The following is a 16,254-nucleotide window of genomic DNA, read 5'->3' as shown; positions in this document are numbered from 1 at the left end:
TAATGAGCCTATTAACCTTTCAACAGACCGGCTACTGGTACCAAGATAAATCACAGCCGCTGTTTCAGGATATAACGATCAGCTTTGAAAAAGGGAAGTTTTATACAATTGCCGGCGCCTCCGGGACGGGAAAAACCACGTTTCTGTCTCTGGCGGGCGGCCTTGACACACCTAAAGAGGGAAGCATCCTTTATAACGGAGAAGACATCTCCAAAATCGGATTAACCAAATTCAGAAATCAATATGTCTCTATCGTCTTTCAATCTTATCATCTGATCCCGTATATGACGGCGCTCCAGAACGTCACAACCGCGATGGAGATTACCGGATCTAAGGAGAACAACAAAGATGCGTCCGCGCTCAGCATGCTGGATAAAGTCGGCATCACCGAACAGCAGGCCCGTCAGCGGGTGCTGACATTAAGCGGCGGACAGCAGCAGCGCGTTTCAATTGCGCGGGCTTTCTGCTGTGACACGGATTTGATTTGCGCGGACGAGCCGACGGGAAATCTCGACGAGGATACGTCAAAGGAAATCGTCCGGCTCTTTCAGGATCTGGCGCATAAAGACGGCAAATGCGTCATCATGGTTACGCACGACGAACAAATTGCCAAAGTGTCTGATATCAACATCCGCTTATCAAGAGGAAGTTTCACGGCCAAAGAAAACGGCACGGCCGTTTCCTGATACCGCGCCCCTGCCAGCGCAGACGGGGGCGCACCCTATATCCCCCTATTCAATAGAAGTGAACGTAAAAAGAGCGAGGGCTGCATCCCCTCGCTCTTTTTATTTATATCAGCTGTAAATAACGGTCCATATTTGATTGTCCGGCTGCTTTGATCAATTCTTCCGCCTTTTTCTCTTCTCCCGGCAAAGCGAGCCGGAGCTTGTCTTGAATGTCTTTTTCAGAAAGACCGTTTCCCGGCGCTCCCCTCGGACAGTCGATACGTGCTTCATAGACATGACCGCCGGAAGCCGTGACCCGTACAATTGTAAAACGGCCCTTCGGAACGGCGTTGTCAGCCGGCTGAATTTGGTCATCGCAGCTGCGGTGAATCCGCTCAAATCCTTTTTGAAGGGATTCCGGGATCGGCTCGGATGTGAAATGTTCAACTGAAAAATCCTTACCGTGCAAAGCTAAGGTGATCACATATTCCACGCTGAATCTTCCCGCTTCGCCTGTTTTCGGACGCCGTTCTGTCAATGCGGCGTCCCCTCCCGGCGGATAAATCACGTCGATCCGTTCCGTTTGGCCGAAAGTGAGACCATGTTCGGCCTTCAGCTTGAGAATGGCGTCCGCCGCATGATGGGCCGCCGAGCAAAACGGATAAACCTTAAACCAAAGTCCCGGGCTCACAATCCGCCAAGGGTTTCCCCACCCGTTTACAAGCAGGGTTTCTGCCCGTTCAAGATCGCCGTACAGTCCGAAAAAACCTTTCTCTCCGTCGAGCGCATGAGCTGAGCCGCCGAAACCGGCCTTTGCAAGCTTTACGGCGAACACCCCGGCTTGAGCGGCCAGGCCGGCGTGGAGCGGCTTCATTTCTGTCCCGAATTGCATTCTCATGCCTCCGGAACGGGCAGCCGCAAACCCGATTGCTTTCTGCAATTGGGTTTGATTCAGATTCTCCGCAAATCCGACGGCGCATGCGGCCGCAATGGCACCTAACGTTCCTGTATTGTGCCAGCCTTTCTCGTAATGATGCCTTCCAGCTGACTCGCCGAGCCGCGCCATCACTTCGATTCCCGTCACATAAGCGCCGAGAAAACGGCTCTTGTCTATCCGGCCGGCTGATGCGGCTGCAATCAAAGCCGGAAGGATGACCGCGCTCGGATGTCCTCTTACATCAGAATGAACATCGTCAAAATCAAGCGCATGTGCGATGAATCCGTTAATGAGCGCGGATTGGGACGGCGTGGTTTTTTGATTTCTGCCGATAAGCGGCGCTATCGGCACCCCGCCTTCTTCTTCGGCCAGTTTTACCAGCTTTTCAACTCCTTTATCCCGTCTCCCCGCAAAAGCCGCCGCTGTAAAATCAAGCAGTCCTTTGCGCGCTTCTTTCATCGCTTCGGCGGATGTTTCCGGTACAGACGACATGACGGCCTGAGCAAGTCCGGCCGTCAGATTTTCCGTATTCATTCCGTCTGCTCCAATACATTGACGGCAAGCCGGGCGAAAAACTCAGCCGCTTTCGGGAGCGCTTTTTCGTCGAGTGTGAAGGCGGGATGGTGCCATTCTTCTGTTCCGTTTGTTCCCATCCAGACGAAGAAGCCGGGGATTTTTTCTTGATATAACGCGAAGTCTTCGCCGCCGGGCGACTGTTCTGCCCGAACGGTTTGAAGCCCGAGATCTTCAGCCGTTTGTTCCGCCGCCTGTATGAAACGGGCGTCGTTCATGACTGACGGCAGGTAAGGAAACCAGCGGAAGTCAGCCTCTGCCCCGAATCCGGCCGCGATTCCTTCAGCAACCCGCTTCATATGTTTCGGAACAGCCTCCCGCGCTTCTTTTTGAAACGTCCGGACGGTGCCTTCCATTTCAACATGGTCCGGAATGACATTCCAAGAACTGCCCCCCTGAACTCTTGTGATGCTGACGACGGCATTGTGAAGCGAGCTGATGTTTCTGCTGACAACCGATTGCAGGCCGCCGATGATCTGCCCTGCCGCCTGAATCGGATCAATGCTGTTGTCGGGGATCCCGGCGTGGCCGCCTTTTCCTTTCACGGTGATTTCAAAACGGTCGACACTCGCCATCAGCGGGCCTTCTTTCAGACCGACCGTGCCGACGGGGAGGTCAGGTTTGTTATGCATGCCGAATATCGCCGATACACCGTCAAGCGCGCCGGCTTCAATGACCTGTCTTGCTCCGGCGGCGATTTCTTCCGCGGGCTGAAAAATAAACCGCACCGTTCCTTTCAGCTCATGCTTTCTCTCATTTAATAAGAAAGCCGTGCCGAGAATAGATGCCGTATGGAAATCATGGCCGCATGCGTGCATCACGCCGCTGTTTCGCGAAGCAAACGGAAGGTTTGTTTTCTCTTCGATCGGCAGTGCGTCGATGTCCGCTCTGACGGCGATGACAGGGCCGCTTTTATCTCCTTTGATTTCAGCGATCACTCCGGTTTGAAGTTTCGGCACATCAAGAACCGTGATTCCTTCTTCCTCCAGCCAGCGGCGGATTTTATTCGTCGTTTCGAATTCCTCGCCTGACAGCTCAGGGTGTTCATGAAGGTCGCGGCGGATATTGATTAAACGTTTGTTTAATGATTCATACGTTTCATTTGCCATTTCTTCTTCTTCCCTTCTTAGACAAGTTCGGCAGGCTCTCCCACTTGCTTAATGAATTTTTTCGTCCGTTCGTTCTGCGGATTGTCAAACAGCTCCTCCGGCGTTCCCTGTTCGATGATGCGTCCGTCCGCCATAAAAATAACTTTGTCGGCTACTTCACGCGCAAAAGCCATCTCATGCGTGACGATGATCATGGTTGTCTGTTTTTCGGCAATTGATTTGATGACTTGGAGCACCCCGGCTACAAGCTCAGGGTCAAGGGCTGAAGTCGGTTCATCGAGTAAAATCGCGTGAGGATCAACGGCCAAGGCTCTCGCAATCCCGATCCGCTGCTGCTGCCCGCCTGACATCGTAATCGGGTAGCTGTCCGCTTTGTGTTCTAAACCGACTTGCCGCAGCAGGTCCATACCGATCTGTTCCGCTTCTTTTTTCGGTTTCTTTTGCGCGGTGATCAGCGCCTCTGTCACATTTTGCAGGGCGGTTTTGTTTTTGAACAGGTTGTAATTCTGAAACACCATCGCCGTCTGCTGGCGAAGCTTGTGTACGTCTTTGCGCGAATAGGACGCTGCATTCAGCTTTGCATCGCCGATTTCAATGATGCCGTCATCCGGGCGCTCCAGCAGATTCAGACAGCGGAGGAGCGTTGATTTTCCCGAGCCTGACGGGCCGATGATGGCCGTGACTTCGCCGCTTTTGATCTCAAGATCGATCCCGTCAAGTACGGTAAGGTCTTTAAATGCTTTTCGAATATGTCTGACTTGTATCATCCTGAGCCTCCTCCTATGTGCGATAAGGCTTGCTGATCGCCCGTTCGAGCAGATCCTGCAGCACACTGTAAATAATCGTAAGAATCCAGTACATGACCGCGACGGCTAAATACGTCTCAAAATATTTGAGGTTGCCTGATGCGTACATTTTTCCTTGGGCGAACATCTCCATCACTCCTAATGTAAAAGCGAGCGATGTTTCTTTTAACAGGCCGATAAATGTATTTCCCGTCGCGGGAAGCGCGTTTCTGACGGCTTGCGGGAAAATGATCCGTCTGTACGCCTGGGATTTTGTCATTCCGACAGACAGACAGGCTTCAAGCTGCCCCTCATCGACTGAGTTGAGCGCAGCGCGGAAGATTTCAGCCAGGTAGGCGGCATTTTTCAGGCTTAGCCCGATAATCGCCGCAGTTAACGCCGTCATCTTGCTCATTCCGGGAAAGAGCTGAGGCAGGCCGTAATAAATTAAGAAAAGCTGCACGAGCGTCGGCACGCCCCGGAAAAATGAAATATACACCTTTGACAGCTGGTGAAGCACAGGAATACGATTTTTTGTGATAAGCGCTAATATAAGGCCGCCGATCACGGCAAATACCATGGCCGCGACGGCCATTAGTAATGTGATCGGCAAGGCTTCGATTAACGCGGGAAAAGCTGAAAACATAAATCCCCAATCAATGCTGTTCATTCTCGATTTTCACCGCCGTTTCTTAATGCTTTGCTTCCTTTGTGATATCTTCGTTAAAGTACTTTTCAGACAGCTTTTTCAGCGTGCCGTCTTTCCGCAGGTCTTCAATGGCTTTGTTTACTTTTTTGCGGATTTTATCGTGAGCCGCATCTTTCGCAAACGGGAAAGCGACTTTTTCATAGACAATCGGGTCTCCTGCTAATTTCAGAGGCAGACCGGTCTTTTTGATCTGGGCGATCAGGACGCTGCGGCTGTTTACATAAGCGTCAACCCGTCCGTAAGCCACGTCTTTCAGCGTACCTTCTTGTGTTTCATATGTTTTTATGTTGATTTTTTTATCCGGGTCCTTGCTCTCAAGGTTTTTCGCGTGGTTTGAGCCCAGAACGGCCGCCACTGTTTTTCCTTTCAGATCATTGACTGATTTGATGTCTTTGTTATCGTTTTTGACGACGACTTGAGTGCCCGCATACGAATACGGTTCTGTGAAGTTATACGTTTTCTTGCGTTCGTCCGTGACAGCGACCTGGTTTGAAATGGTGTCGAGTTTGCCGGTCTGGAGCTCGCCCATCAGTCCGCTGAACTCAAGCAGCTTCCAGTCCAGTTTCATGTTGATTTTTTTCGCTACGGCTTCCATGACATCCACGTCAAAGCCTGTCAGCTTGCCGTTTTCTTTATATGCGAACGGATAGCTTTGTCCCGTGGCGCCGACATGCAGCACGTTATCGCCGCCTTCGCTTTCTTTTCCGTTTCCGCATGCTGTTAAGACCGCCAAAAGCGCGGCAGACAGCAGCAAAGCCCATGTTTTCTTCTTCATTGAAATCCCGCCTTTTCCTATTAAAATGTTAATCCTGCAATTGTTTTTTTAAATAGATGGTGATGTGGCCTTTTCCTAAATCCTTTTCGCCTGCGCGGACGTAGCCTTTCCGCTCGTACATGCCGATCAGCCACGGATGCTTGTCCGCTGTGCCCAGTGACACGAAAGGCGCTTTTAATGTATCGCGGAGCACTGTGTTCTCCAGCCACGCCAGCATGTCTGAGCCCGTCCCTTTTTTACCGGTTTCAGGATCGACGGCGAACCACCAAATATGAGGGACACCGTACGGCCCGGGATTCGGCCCCCACGGCATCCGCAGAGAAATCGTCGCCAGAATCCGTCCGTCTTCCTCCAAAACGTAACAGGCGTTTTTCTGTATGTTAGTTAATATGAGTTCTTTATCCGCCGTGGCAGCGGCAAAATTGATGCCGAGCTTGCGGATCGGTTCATACGCCCGCAGTGTCAGTGAAAGCAGCTCATCAGCGTCTGCCTCCGTTGCGAGCCGGTATTGTCTTGACATGATGACCCTCCTTTAGTCGGCATATCGGTTTGCCGGTTTTTCCAGTCCGAAATGTTCTCTGAGCGTCGTTCCTTCATACTCTTTTCTGAACACGCCCCGTTCTTGTAAAATCGGAATCACTTTGTCTACAAAAAGAGTGAGACCTTCAGGCAAAAGCGGCGGCATGATGTTGAAGCCGTCACAAGCTTGTTTTCCGACCCATTCTTCCATCTTATCGGCAAGCTGTTCAGGCGTTCCGACAAAGATATGATGGCCTCTTGAACCCGCCACATATTTGTACAGCTCGCGGATGGTCATGTTATCGCGTTTGGCCATCTCCTGAACGAGCTTGAACCGGCTTTTAACGGCATTCGACGCATCCGCATCCAATTCAGGCAGCGGGCCGTCAAGCGGGCAGGCGGAAAGGTCGACGCCGCCCAGATAGTTTTGCAGAATGTTCAGTCCGACAGACGGAATGATGAGGTCTTGGAGCTCTTCATATTTTGCCTGCGCTTCTTCTTCGGTATCGGCGATAACGGGAAAGATCCCCGGCATGATCGCAATTTTTTCAGGATCACGGCCGAAAGAAGCCGCTTGTTCTTTAATAGATTGATAGAATTCCTGCGCGGACTCCAAATGATTTTGCGCGGTGAAAATGACCTCCGCCGTTTTGGCGGCCAGCGCTTTTCCGTCTCCTGATGATCCGGCCTGAATAATGACCGGGCGCCCTTGAGGTGTGCGGGCGACATTTAACGGCCCTCTCACGGAGAAATATGTTCCTTTATGGTTCAATTCATGCATTTTGTCTTTATCGAAAAATGCTCCTGACTCTTTGTCACGGATAAAGGCGTCTTCCTCCCACGAATCCCATAATCCTTTGACGACTTCCACGAATTCTTCCGCGCGCTGATATCTGAGATGGTGCTCAAGATGCTTTTCGCCGCTGAAATTAAGCGCGGTCGATTCAATCGAAGATGTGACGACATTCCAGCCCGCGCGGCCGTTGGAAAGATGATCAAGCGATGCAAATTGTCTCGCGATATGGAACGGTTCGCTGTATGTGGTAGACGCGGTCGCCGCCAGACCGATGCGGGATGTGACCTGAGCGAGCGCCGACAGCAGCGTAAACGGCTCAAAGCGCGTCAGCACATTCGGATGTGATTTGCCGTCTATTGATAAACTGTCCGCCAAAAACAGCATGTCCAATTTCCCACGCTCAGCCGTTTTCGCCAGTTCTTTGAAATAATCCAAATTCATGCTCGCGTCCGCCGGTGCCTGAGGATGTCTCCAAGAAGCGACATGATGGCCGGTGCCCGCGAGAAACACACCGAGTTTGATTTCTTTTTTCTTTGTCATGATGGATCTCCTTCTATTCTGAAATACGGTTCAGAAAATATTAACACCACTAAACCTATATTTCCTAGTAATTTTATAAGAATAAATCAAAATGTACAATTGTCACGCAAGTTTGTCAATGCATTAAGACAAAAATCATGATTTTTAAAATAACCCGGCGCACCGGCCGGGTTATTTCTTCGAAACTGTATAGACGGTCCCTTTGACCTTTTTCTTAATAACAGCAATGATAAGCAGCAAAACGGGGAACAGCACTTGAAACGGAAGATGAATATAGATCGGCACAATGTTTAAGCCTTCATTCATGTGTTCCGAAAAATTGCTTGCGATGCTGATGGAGAGAATCAGCACCCCCAATCCGACCGGAAAGGCCAGCTGGGACGGGTTTTTTTCTTTAAACAGCGTGGACACGCCCACGACAACCGCATATGTAAAAAGGCTGACTTTGAAAAAACCGCCGATGACGAGCACGAGCATGAAAAAGACATCCAGCCGGTCTAAAAACTCTTCCACTTTAATCGTCTGTATGGTGCTCAGCAGCGGAAATTGAGAGCGGAGCATTAAGTTGACGTCCAGCACACAAATATTAATCGCCACTGACATCGCCAAAAACAGCCCGCTGATGATAATCGCCAGAAATCCGGTTTTCTTCACCTTTTTCCGATCTTTTAAATAAGGGAAAATCATGACAAACACGATTAATTCACCGAACGGGATGAACATCGTCTGTTTAAACACGGAATAAATGACCGTTCCTGCACCCTCCGCTAAAACGGGCTGGAGAAATCTGAGGTTGATCGTGCCTGAGCTGATAATGAGGATCAGCCCGACAGCTGTCAGAAAATACATAATGCCAAACAGCAGCTCGCCGGCCCTCGCTATCACTTCAATTCCCTTTCTGACCGCAAATATCGCGGCGATCATCAGCATGGCATTCACAATTAAAAGCGGCGTGTCCTGGTAGGCGAAGGTGACAAGCATTTCGCCAAAATCCCGCAATACGCGGGCCGCGATATAAGAAAAATAGAGAATATAAAGAAGCGAGACCGCCCAGCTCAGATGTCTGCCGATCAGTTCGTTCATGTAATCTCTCGGTGAAGACTCAGGAAAAAATTGATACAGGGCCTGATAAACGTAGAAAAGTCCGAGACCGGTAACGCACCCGAGAAGCACGGACAGCCACGCATCCCGCCCGGCCATCGTGCCCGGAGGGATCAATAACGAACTGCCCAATTCAAACAAAATGATCATAATAAACAGCTGACGCGTGCCGATTTTCGCATTTTCCATACGCTTCGCTCCTTTCTCCTCAAATCAATCATGCTCAAGCTTGTCTGAGAGAGGATTATTCCGCAAGCCCGTTCTTCTGATAATGACTTCCGTTTTGACATCTACGGGGAGATTGGGGAAATATTCTTCCTCCCACTTCCCTTTGAACTTTTTCCATTTGTCCGGATGCTTCCGATAGATCAGGTCTCCGAAGCCGACGAAGTCATTCTTACGGGCTTTTATATCTTCAATTGATTTGGTGATATCTTTGTCAAGCTGCACGCTGAGCGCCTTTTGCATCGTCATCAGCACTTGCGGATCAGACAGATGGAAAGGGTATCTGACAGCGTCCACCAGCCCCTCGACCTGAGCATGCACGTGAATATGCGGTTTTCCGTTCGGAAAAGTGGCCGTCACCTTTGTATTCTGGCGGGTGACCTGCAGACTGATTGCATGCTTCACATTCTTCCAATCCGCATTGATGAACGTATGCTTGATCCTATTGAGCAGCCATACAGCCCCCACACTGTCGTCATCCTCAATCCAGTAATCCAGCCTCCCATCCTTTTTGAACACCGCCAGTCCGTCCGCTGACAGCACTGCTTTCGGTTCAGTCGTCTGCGTATTTTCCATTGTAGGGCCGGCTTTTTCGTCTCCGTGCATTTCATAACCCGGTATAAACGGCGACCCGGTCGGAGAAGCGAGATCAATCAGAACGTCCTGAAGGCTGGTTTTAATGACTCTGCCGTATTGTTCCTGCGTGAAGCTGAGCGTCTTGTTCACTTTATTGGAAGGGATTTTATCAATCGGCGTCAGCACTTTAATAATGTCTTCAGCCTTGCAATTATGCGCGATAACCGCGGTTGCGGTCGTCCTGAATTCGGTGTCGCGGTCAAGATTGTCCAGAATAAAACTGAGCCCTTCCTCTTTCGCCAGTTTTTCACTGAACACCACGAGATTCGTATGCGCAAAATAGAGCCTTCTGGACACTTTCATCGAGCCTTTTCTCAAAGCTTCCGTCATATTGTCTCCGGACACCGAATAGACGGAAACCGGAGGCCGGTCTCCCGCTCCGCCGCCCTGCAGACCGCCGGCCACGTTTCCCGGATTGATAATTTGCAAGTGAAGGACGTATTTTCCCGTTTCGGTCCGGTCAATACCGATGGCGGAGATCACAGCCAAATCAGTCAGCTCCCTTTTATCCCAGCATCCGGATACAAACATAAGGGAAACCATCGTACAAAGGATAAGTATCCATTTACGTCTTTTCATTACCGTCGCCCTCTTCTACATCTTTATTAACCATTCCTCTGGATGTCTCCGGTTTCGGTCTTTGATGTTCCCCTTCGCGCCTGTTGTTTTCCTGCACGAGCAGTTCCGGCCTTTTTTCGTCCGCCCATAACGGAGCGCGGAGGATGGAATCCTTCAGCCCGCCCGGGGTCAAAGGAGCGAGCGGGGACATATACGGAAAACCGAATGAACGCAGGCCGCACAGATGGACGAACATCATGATAATGCCCAGAATCAGCCCGTAAAATCCCATGACCGCCGCTGACAGAATAAAGAGAAACCGGATCAGCCGCGCGGATATCGCCATGTCAAAAGCCGGGGTCGCAAAGCTGGCAATCGCCGTCAGCGCGACGACGATAACCATGGCCGGGGAGACGATGCCGGCCTGTACGGCGGCCTGGCCGATGACAAGCGCTCCGACTATGGAAACGGCGGAGCCGACAACTCTCGGAAGCCGGACACCCGCCTCCCTGAGAATCTCAAAGGCCACTTCCATCGTCAGCGCTTCAATCACGGCCGGGAACGGCACCGTCTCCCGCTGAGCCGCGATGACAATCAGCAGCTGCGTCGGAATCATTTCCTGGTGAAAGGTCGTCGCTGCCACATAAATCCCCGGCGCCACCAGTGAAATGAAGAAAATCAAAACCCGCAGCACCCTGATGCTTGTGGCGATATCAAATCGTGAATAATAATCCTCAACGGATTGAAAAAATTGAATAAATAAAGCCGGCGCGATGAGAACGAACGGCGTTCCGTCCACGATAATCGCAAATCGTCCTTCCAGCAGATTCCCCGCCACGACGTCCGGCCGCTCCGTATGATATACGGTGGGGAACACAGAAAACGGCGCGTCTTCAATGAGCTGTTCAATGTAGCCGGATTCCAGAATGCTGTCGATGTCAATGTGCTTCAGCCGCTTGCGGACTTCCTTAATCAGCTTTTTATCGCAAATTCCGTTAATATACATCAGCGCGACATCCGTATTCGTTTCGTGTCCGATCTCCATTTTTTCAACCCATACATCAGGCGTTTTTACATACCTGCGGATCATGGAAATATTGGTTTGCAGAGATTCAGTGAATCCCTGCCGCGGGCCGCGGAAAGAGACCTGAGTGCTCGGCTCTTGAATGGACCGGTGCTCGCCCCCTTCCGTGCTGGCGATCAGCGCCTTGTCAGCCCCGTCGACAAAAATGAGCGTGCTCCCCGCCACCAGCCCGGCATAAAGGCTTTTCCATTTTTCTTCCTCTTTCACCCCGCCGATCGCAAGCGTTTTATCGTATATCAGGCAGACCGCTTGTTCCGGCTGAACGGACGGGATGTCAATTAAATCCTCCAGAAGGGATTGACTGACAAGCTGTTCGTCTACCAAACCGGCGATATACACAATTGCGGCCGGAAGCTCTTCTTTTCCGATTTTCAGCCGGCGGATGACGACATCGGCACTGTTACCGAACCTCTCAGACAGCTTCTTCATATTTTGCTTTAAGCTGAGGGAGATCGGCTCATCCCGCTCTTTGTCCGGCTGGCTGTCCGCTTCTTTTCTGCCTTCATTGTCACGGTCGTTTTGATCGGCTTTTTTTTGTTTCCTCTGCTTAAAAAATGGCGGCATATCGCAAAAAACCTTTCCTCGTTTTTTTCATATTCTTCCTGTACGGCAAAAGATTATGCACGGCGGAAAGTCTGCATAAGTTCTGCGTAATCGAAAAGGATAAAAAGGGAGAGTGATGCGCATGAAAATATTGGGGGTTTCATTTTTTTTGCTGACTGCCTGCCTGATCATTTCAGTAACGATGGATATGCTGCAAGGTTTCAGTTTCTATGGAGCGGTCCAAAACAACCTGTCCGCTTTTAAATTGACCACCTTCTCAGAATGGCTGATGCTGTTTTTATTCGCCCTCTTTTTAATCAGAGAAATGATCGCTTTATATAAATCAGGTAAAAAAGATGCCTGACAGGCGCACGGCTGTATTGTGTCAAAAAAGAACACATCCCTCCTTCTCTCGGAGTTCATGTGTTCTTTTTATTTTTCCGGCGCAGATTGTTCTCAGATGACGATATTTCCGCTTTCCGTATCTGTCGCGTGTTTCACAATGACGCCTTTGATAATGCGGTTGCCGATGATTTTAGTACTTGCGGAGGAGCTGGTTTGGATGGCGGAAGCAGAAGCGGCGGAAAGGTTGTTGATGGTATTGCCCGAAACGAGGGAATTGGAGGCTCCGTTCAGATAGATGCCGATCGGGCTGCCCGCTGTTCGGTTGATCGTGAGCGTATTGTCTATGACTTCATGCGTGCCTGAGTTCAGATACACGGTAACGATAAGCGGTGATGATTCAAAGCGGTTGCTGATGACAGAGGTTCCCGAGGATGTTGAACTGAATACGGGATAGTTTTTATAGTTCTTAAAGAGATTGCCTTTGATGACAGCCCTGGCGTCATTTGTCACAGATACGGCATAGGACTCCGCGGCGCCCTGATACGCATTCGGAAGGAGCGTATTTCCTTCAATAACGGCATTTCCGCCTGTGACCCATATGCCCCGGCTGAACGATTTCAGCACATTTTGTTTTACAATGATACTGCCGGCCGACATGGTGATTCCGTCTGTCACCTGATTCAGAGTGTTATTCGTAAAGACGGCGTTTTCCGACAGCGTCGCCCGCATCCCCGTGCTTCGTCTCGTTTCGGAACGACCGTTTTCAATGACATTGCCGTCAACGGTCACATCTTCTGCCTGATAGACGGAAATGCCCGTATTTTCAAATTGATTGATTTTGTTGTGAGTGACGAGGACGCTTTTTCCCCTTACATCTATTCCGGTGGAAAACCCGGTAATCAGATTGTTGGAAATGACGGCATTGCTGCTGTCCTGTCCTTGTGACACACCTTGTCCGGCGACTGCGGTCCTTGAGCCGCCGTCTGACCGAAAGAAGACATTCCCCGAAATGACGGTATGTGCCCCATACCCGTAGCTGATTGTGTTATCGGAATGATTTCCTTCAATTAACACATTATATCCGTTAAAATTGGTGACTGAGCTTGCGGCGTTTCCGGAAAAGAAGTTGTTGCGGACCGTAATATGAAGAGCTTCTTCATAATCAATATCGCCTTCTCCGTACGATTCAATATCGATTCCGAATTTCGGAGCCGTTCCGTTCCCTTGCCCGGCGTCTTCAATCACGCATTCTTCCACTGTAACGGTATTGCAGCCGGTGATTGAAATGTTGTTCCGCCTTGACTGCCTGATCTCACAGCGGCGGACGGTCACCTGTTCTGAAGTTTCGTAATCACTGTTTGTTTTTAACCCGAGCGGGCTGACAATTATGCCGTCTCCCGTAAAATCCGAAATCTTCACATTTTCGATCAGCACATTGCTGCTGCCTTCAATACAGATTCCAAACCCCCATTCATGGGTCGACCGCAAAGGGACATTGGTATACGTGTGTTCATCCCGTTCCCCGATGATCCGGCCGCCGGTGATGGTGACATTTTCCCGCCTGCCTATATAGAAAGCCGAGTAGCCCCAGGAGCTGTTCGGCGCCACTTTAATCGTGCATTCCGGATCTAAAACGATGGTGAGATGGCTCGGCACGTTAATCCCGGCGTTCCGAAACGGCTGGCTTCTGTCCCCGCCAAGCGTGCCGTTGATTTTATACGTTCCGGGCGGAAAAAACACCGTATGACAGCCTTCGCTGACGGCCCTGGCCAAGCATTGGTTGATGGCGCCCGTCACATCGGTTTTTCCGTCTGCCGCCACACCGCAATCCGTAATATCCAATATACGATTCGGCAAGTGATAATCTCCTCCTTCCTCTCTTATTGTCATCTTATTCCGCCATATCCCGCTCCGCCTGTACATACTTTAAATTTTATTAAAAAAGTTTATAAAGATAGTTTAGTCAGATAATATAACAAAATAAGTCATTGGAATCAGGAAAATTCGTCTATATTAAACGTTTTAATATCTTTTCATTCTGGAATTTTTTGAATTCAGTATAAATTATATTGACACAAGTATTATATAAGAATATGATTTTTGTAATACACTTTTTTAAGAAAGGGTTGGCTCAGGTGGCATCTATTGATAAGGAATCTATAACAGAAACTGTGCCGCAACGAGGCTTTTTCGGTCATCCCCGCGGCTTGTTCACACTGTTTTTCACCGAATTTTGGGAGCGTTTCTCCTACTATGGTATGAGAGCCATATTGCTTTACTATTTATACACGGAAGTCGCTCATGGCGGTCTCGGCTTTGATAAAACGACCGCAGTTGCCATCATGTCCATATACGGGTCTCTCGTATACATGTCGAGCGTCATCGGCGGATGGCTGGCCGACCGGGTATTCGGCACGGCAAACACCGTATTTTACGGCGGAATTTTAATTATGTTCGGGCACATCGCTCTTGCCTTCCCCGGCAGCACGGCGGCGTTTTTTACCAGCATGGCTCTGATCATTATCGGAACCGGCCTGCTTAAACCAAACGTATCCAGCGTTGTCGGAGATTTATATACGAAGGAAGACGAGCGCCGCGACTCAGGTTTCAGCATCTTTTACATGGGGATCAACCTCGGCGGATTGCTTGCGCCGCTAATTGTCGGAACACTCGGACAGAAGTACAACTACCACTTAGGCTTCGGATGCGCCGCGGCCGGTATGTTCCTCGGACTGATTGTTTTCGCTCTTACGAGAAAGAAATACCTCGGCAAAGCAGGCTCCAATGTACCGAATCCGATTTCTAAATCATCAGTGATCGGCACGGGAATCGGAGTGGTCATCGCAGCAGCCGTTATTATCGTTCTGATTCAAACCGGCTGGCTGACGATCCAGCGTGTGATTGACACCGTCAGTATCCTCGGCATTGTCATTCCGGTTATTTACTTTATCGTGATGTTCACAAGCAAAAAAGCGACGAAAACGGAAAAATCACGGCTTGCGGCTTATGTTCCGCTGTTTATTGCAGCGGCAATGTTCTGGGCGATTCAGGAGCAGGGCGCGACGATTCTTGCTTTATATGCGGATCAGCGCACGAGACTTTCCTTTGCGGGCATGCATCTTGAGTCTTCATGGTTCCAGTCTCTGAACCCGTTATTCATCGTTATTTTCGCGCCGGTGTTCGCATGGATCTGGATGAAGCTCGGCAAACGCCAGCCTTCAACACCGATTAAATTCGCGATCGGCATTATCCTTGCCGGATTATCATTTTTAGTCATGGTGCTTCCGGTTATGGGCGGAAGCGGGGAGCTTGTGAGCCCGCTTTGGCTTGTGCTCAGCTTCCTTTTGGTTGTGCTTGGTGAGCTTTGCCTTTCACCGGTCGGTTTATCCGTCACAACGAAACTTGCGCCTGCAGCTTTCTCAGCGCAGACGATGAGTATGTGGTTTTTAACAAACGCCTGCGGTCAAGCCCTGAACGCAAAAGTAGTCGGTTTGTTTGATAAGATTTCTGAAGCGGCCTACTTCGGCTCAATCGGTCTTGTTTCGATCATTCTCGGTATTATTTTAATTCTTCTGTCTCCCGTCATTAAACGGGCGATGAAAGGCGTACAATAAAAGAAAAGCCTGCGGAATCGTCCGCAGGCTTTTTTTGTGCGTCTATCGTTTTAACTCCTCAAGTGTTTCTCTCCATCTTTTCAGGACAACTTCCGGTTCGTGGAGCTGAATGGCCGGTCCGGATGTCAGATCCGCGTATTTCGCCCGATCTTCCTTGACGGTGATCACGCGGCAGCTGAACCGTTCCCGCTCGTGTTTCGCCTCTTTCAGCGGCGGAAGCGCCTTACATTCCAATGTGACGTAATAGGCGGCTCCACCGTGCCAGGCGATGAAAAGAGCTTGTCCCGAATGCAGAAGGCTGCTTACGGTCGTCGTGTTTTTCCATAAAGCGAGCCGGAGATTTGTTCTGCTCACGGCCGCGATTTCACCGGCGCTGATCATGGCCGCGTGCGGACGGCCTTCTTTTGTCACGGATTGGAGCACAAATGCGTCGTGCTGCTTTTTTTCAAGCTCCGTTCCGTCTAAAAGCGTGTAAAGCGCCTCCGGCAAGTGCTCCGTCAGCATTACGCTTTTCTTTCCGGGACAGCGGGAACATGTGTGGCCGTCTCCGTTTCTTTCGGATCGATTTTAAATGCCGGGTTGAATGCCGCCGGATTCGTGATGCTTTCCGGTTCACAGGATCTCCATGTGAAAAAGCAGGTTTGGCATTGGTATATTTCCCAAGCGCCTTTGACCGGCGATTGGCTGACGGTTTCTCCTTTTTTCGATTCACAGCGCGGGCATGTTTTCATAGCAACCTC

Annotated in this window: 16 protein-coding genes; 3 read left to right on the top strand and 13 right to left on the bottom strand. The window is 50.2% G+C overall.

The window, feature by feature from the left end; all coding sequences use genetic code 11:
- Positions 1 to 2 precede the first annotated feature (2 nt).
- Positions 3 to 686, top strand: a complete 684-nt coding sequence (locus tag ACWJJ4_RS12560; RefSeq protein ID WP_070081357.1) for an ABC transporter ATP-binding protein — start codon at positions 3 to 5, stop codon at positions 684 to 686.
- A 103-nt stretch (positions 687 to 789) separates the two neighbouring features.
- Here ACWJJ4_RS12560 and ACWJJ4_RS12555 read toward each other — a convergent pair whose 3' ends face one another.
- The 10 genes from ACWJJ4_RS12555 to gerKA form a co-directional block, all read right to left on the bottom strand.
- A complete protein-coding gene (locus ACWJJ4_RS12555; RefSeq protein WP_070081356.1) occupies positions 790 to 2,136 on the bottom strand; it encodes an MmgE/PrpD family protein in 1,347 nt (448 codons plus the stop codon).
- Positions 2,133 to 3,284, bottom strand: a complete 1,152-nt coding sequence (locus tag ACWJJ4_RS12550; RefSeq protein WP_172614446.1) for a M20 peptidase aminoacylase family protein — start codon at positions 3,282 to 3,284, stop codon at positions 2,133 to 2,135. The genes ACWJJ4_RS12555 and ACWJJ4_RS12550 overlap by 4 nt, the downstream gene beginning before the upstream one ends.
- Before the next feature lie 17 nt (positions 3,285 to 3,301).
- Entirely contained in the window at positions 3,302 to 4,051 is a 750-nt protein-coding gene (locus ACWJJ4_RS12545; RefSeq protein WP_003156349.1) for an amino acid ABC transporter ATP-binding protein, read from the bottom strand.
- 13 nt (positions 4,052 to 4,064) lie between these two features.
- Complete coding sequence (locus tag ACWJJ4_RS12540; RefSeq protein WP_003156350.1) at positions 4,065 to 4,739, bottom strand: amino acid ABC transporter permease; 675 nt, start codon at positions 4,737 to 4,739, stop codon at positions 4,065 to 4,067.
- A gap of 22 nt (positions 4,740 to 4,761) precedes the next feature.
- Positions 4,762 to 5,553, bottom strand: a complete 792-nt coding sequence (locus tag ACWJJ4_RS12535; RefSeq protein ID WP_003156351.1) for an amino acid ABC transporter substrate-binding protein — start codon at positions 5,551 to 5,553, stop codon at positions 4,762 to 4,764.
- 28 nt (positions 5,554 to 5,581) lie between these two features.
- Positions 5,582 to 6,073 (bottom strand): GNAT family N-acetyltransferase, encoded by a 492-nt coding sequence (locus ACWJJ4_RS12530; protein ID WP_070081355.1) that lies wholly within the window; start codon positions 6,071 to 6,073, stop codon positions 5,582 to 5,584.
- Between the two features lie 12 nt (positions 6,074 to 6,085).
- On the bottom strand, positions 6,086 to 7,411 hold the full coding sequence (locus ACWJJ4_RS12525; protein ID WP_102422332.1) for an LLM class flavin-dependent oxidoreductase: 1,326 nt from the start codon (positions 7,409 to 7,411) through the stop codon (positions 6,086 to 6,088).
- Between the two features lie 168 nt (positions 7,412 to 7,579).
- Entirely contained in the window at positions 7,580 to 8,698 is a 1,119-nt protein-coding gene (locus tag ACWJJ4_RS12520; protein ID WP_025853768.1) for a GerAB/ArcD/ProY family transporter, read from the bottom strand.
- A gap of 24 nt (positions 8,699 to 8,722) precedes the next feature.
- Positions 8,723 to 9,949, bottom strand: coding sequence for a Ger(x)C family spore germination protein (locus tag ACWJJ4_RS12515; RefSeq protein ID WP_025853769.1), 1,227 nt, complete (start codon positions 9,947 to 9,949; stop codon positions 8,723 to 8,725).
- A complete protein-coding gene (gene gerKA / locus ACWJJ4_RS12510; protein ID WP_025853770.1) occupies positions 9,936 to 11,576 on the bottom strand; it encodes a spore germination protein GerKA in 1,641 nt (546 codons plus the stop codon). Before gerKA ends, ACWJJ4_RS12515 begins: the two co-directional genes overlap by 14 nt.
- A gap of 121 nt (positions 11,577 to 11,697) precedes the next feature.
- On the opposite strand from gerKA, the gene ACWJJ4_RS12505 reads away from it, so the two are divergent.
- Entirely contained in the window at positions 11,698 to 11,919 is a 222-nt protein-coding gene (locus ACWJJ4_RS12505) for a hypothetical protein (protein WP_063174352.1), read from the top strand.
- Positions 11,920 to 12,011: 92 nt separating this feature from the next.
- Here ACWJJ4_RS12505 and ACWJJ4_RS12500 read toward each other — a convergent pair whose 3' ends face one another.
- Positions 12,012 to 13,757: a right-handed parallel beta-helix repeat-containing protein gene (locus ACWJJ4_RS12500; RefSeq protein WP_077721782.1), complete on the bottom strand. Its 1,746-nt coding sequence runs from the start codon at positions 13,755 to 13,757 to the stop codon at positions 12,012 to 12,014.
- A 278-nt stretch (positions 13,758 to 14,035) separates the two neighbouring features.
- Here ACWJJ4_RS12500 and ACWJJ4_RS12495 point away from each other — a divergent pair, with 278 nt between their 5' ends.
- Positions 14,036 to 15,514: a peptide MFS transporter gene (locus ACWJJ4_RS12495; RefSeq protein WP_003156366.1), complete on the top strand. Its 1,479-nt coding sequence runs from the start codon at positions 14,036 to 14,038 to the stop codon at positions 15,512 to 15,514.
- A 42-nt stretch (positions 15,515 to 15,556) separates the two neighbouring features.
- On the opposite strand, the gene ACWJJ4_RS12490 is transcribed toward ACWJJ4_RS12495, so the two are convergent.
- Positions 15,557 to 16,018, bottom strand: a complete 462-nt coding sequence (locus ACWJJ4_RS12490) for a pyridoxamine 5'-phosphate oxidase family protein (protein ID WP_454021677.1) — start codon at positions 16,016 to 16,018, stop codon at positions 15,557 to 15,559.
- Positions 16,018 to 16,245 (bottom strand): non-oxidative hydroxyarylic acid decarboxylases subunit D, encoded by a 228-nt coding sequence (locus tag ACWJJ4_RS12485; protein WP_016937281.1) that lies wholly within the window; start codon positions 16,243 to 16,245, stop codon positions 16,018 to 16,020. The genes ACWJJ4_RS12490 and ACWJJ4_RS12485 overlap by 1 nt, the downstream gene beginning before the upstream one ends.
- Between the last annotated feature and the right edge of the window lie 9 nt (positions 16,246 to 16,254).

Source organism: Bacillus sp. JK62 (genome assembly GCF_053663455.1).
This window is presented reverse-complemented; position numbering and strand designations above follow the sequence as displayed.

Coding starts and splice junctions, on each gene's coding strand:
- ACWJJ4_RS12505 (WP_063174352.1), top strand. CDS start 11,698: ATGAAAATATTGGGGGTTTCATTTTTTTTGCTGACTGCCTGCCTGATC.
- ACWJJ4_RS12520 (WP_025853768.1), bottom strand. CDS start 8,698: ATGGAAAATGCGAAAATCGGCACGCGTCAGCTGTTTATTATGATCATT.
- ACWJJ4_RS12530 (WP_070081355.1), bottom strand. CDS start 6,073: ATGTCAAGACAATACCGGCTCGCAACGGAGGCAGACGCTGATGAGCTG.
- ACWJJ4_RS12545 (WP_003156349.1), bottom strand. CDS start 4,051: ATGATACAAGTCAGACATATTCGAAAAGCATTTAAAGACCTTACCGTA.
- ACWJJ4_RS12550 (WP_172614446.1), bottom strand. CDS start 3,284: ATGGCAAATGAAACGTATGAATCATTAAACAAACGTTTAATCAATATC.
- ACWJJ4_RS12555 (WP_070081356.1), bottom strand. CDS start 2,136: ATGAATACGGAAAATCTGACGGCCGGACTTGCTCAGGCCGTCATGTCG.
- ACWJJ4_RS12560 (WP_070081357.1), top strand. CDS start 3: ATGAGCCTATTAACCTTTCAACAGACCGGCTACTGGTACCAAGATAAA.
- ACWJJ4_RS12490 (WP_454021677.1), bottom strand. CDS start 16,018: ATGCTGACGGAGCACTTGCCGGAGGCGCTTTACACGCTTTTAGACGGA.
- gerKA (WP_025853770.1), bottom strand. CDS start 11,576: ATGCCGCCATTTTTTAAGCAGAGGAAACAAAAAAAAGCCGATCAAAAC.
- ACWJJ4_RS12485 (WP_016937281.1), bottom strand. CDS start 16,245: ATGAAAACATGCCCGCGCTGTGAATCGAAAAAAGGAGAAACCGTCAGC.
- ACWJJ4_RS12515 (WP_025853769.1), bottom strand. CDS start 9,949: ATGAAAAGACGTAAATGGATACTTATCCTTTGTACGATGGTTTCCCTT.
- ACWJJ4_RS12540 (WP_003156350.1), bottom strand. CDS start 4,739: ATGAACAGCATTGATTGGGGATTTATGTTTTCAGCTTTTCCCGCGTTA.
- ACWJJ4_RS12535 (WP_003156351.1), bottom strand. CDS start 5,553: ATGAAGAAGAAAACATGGGCTTTGCTGCTGTCTGCCGCGCTTTTGGCG.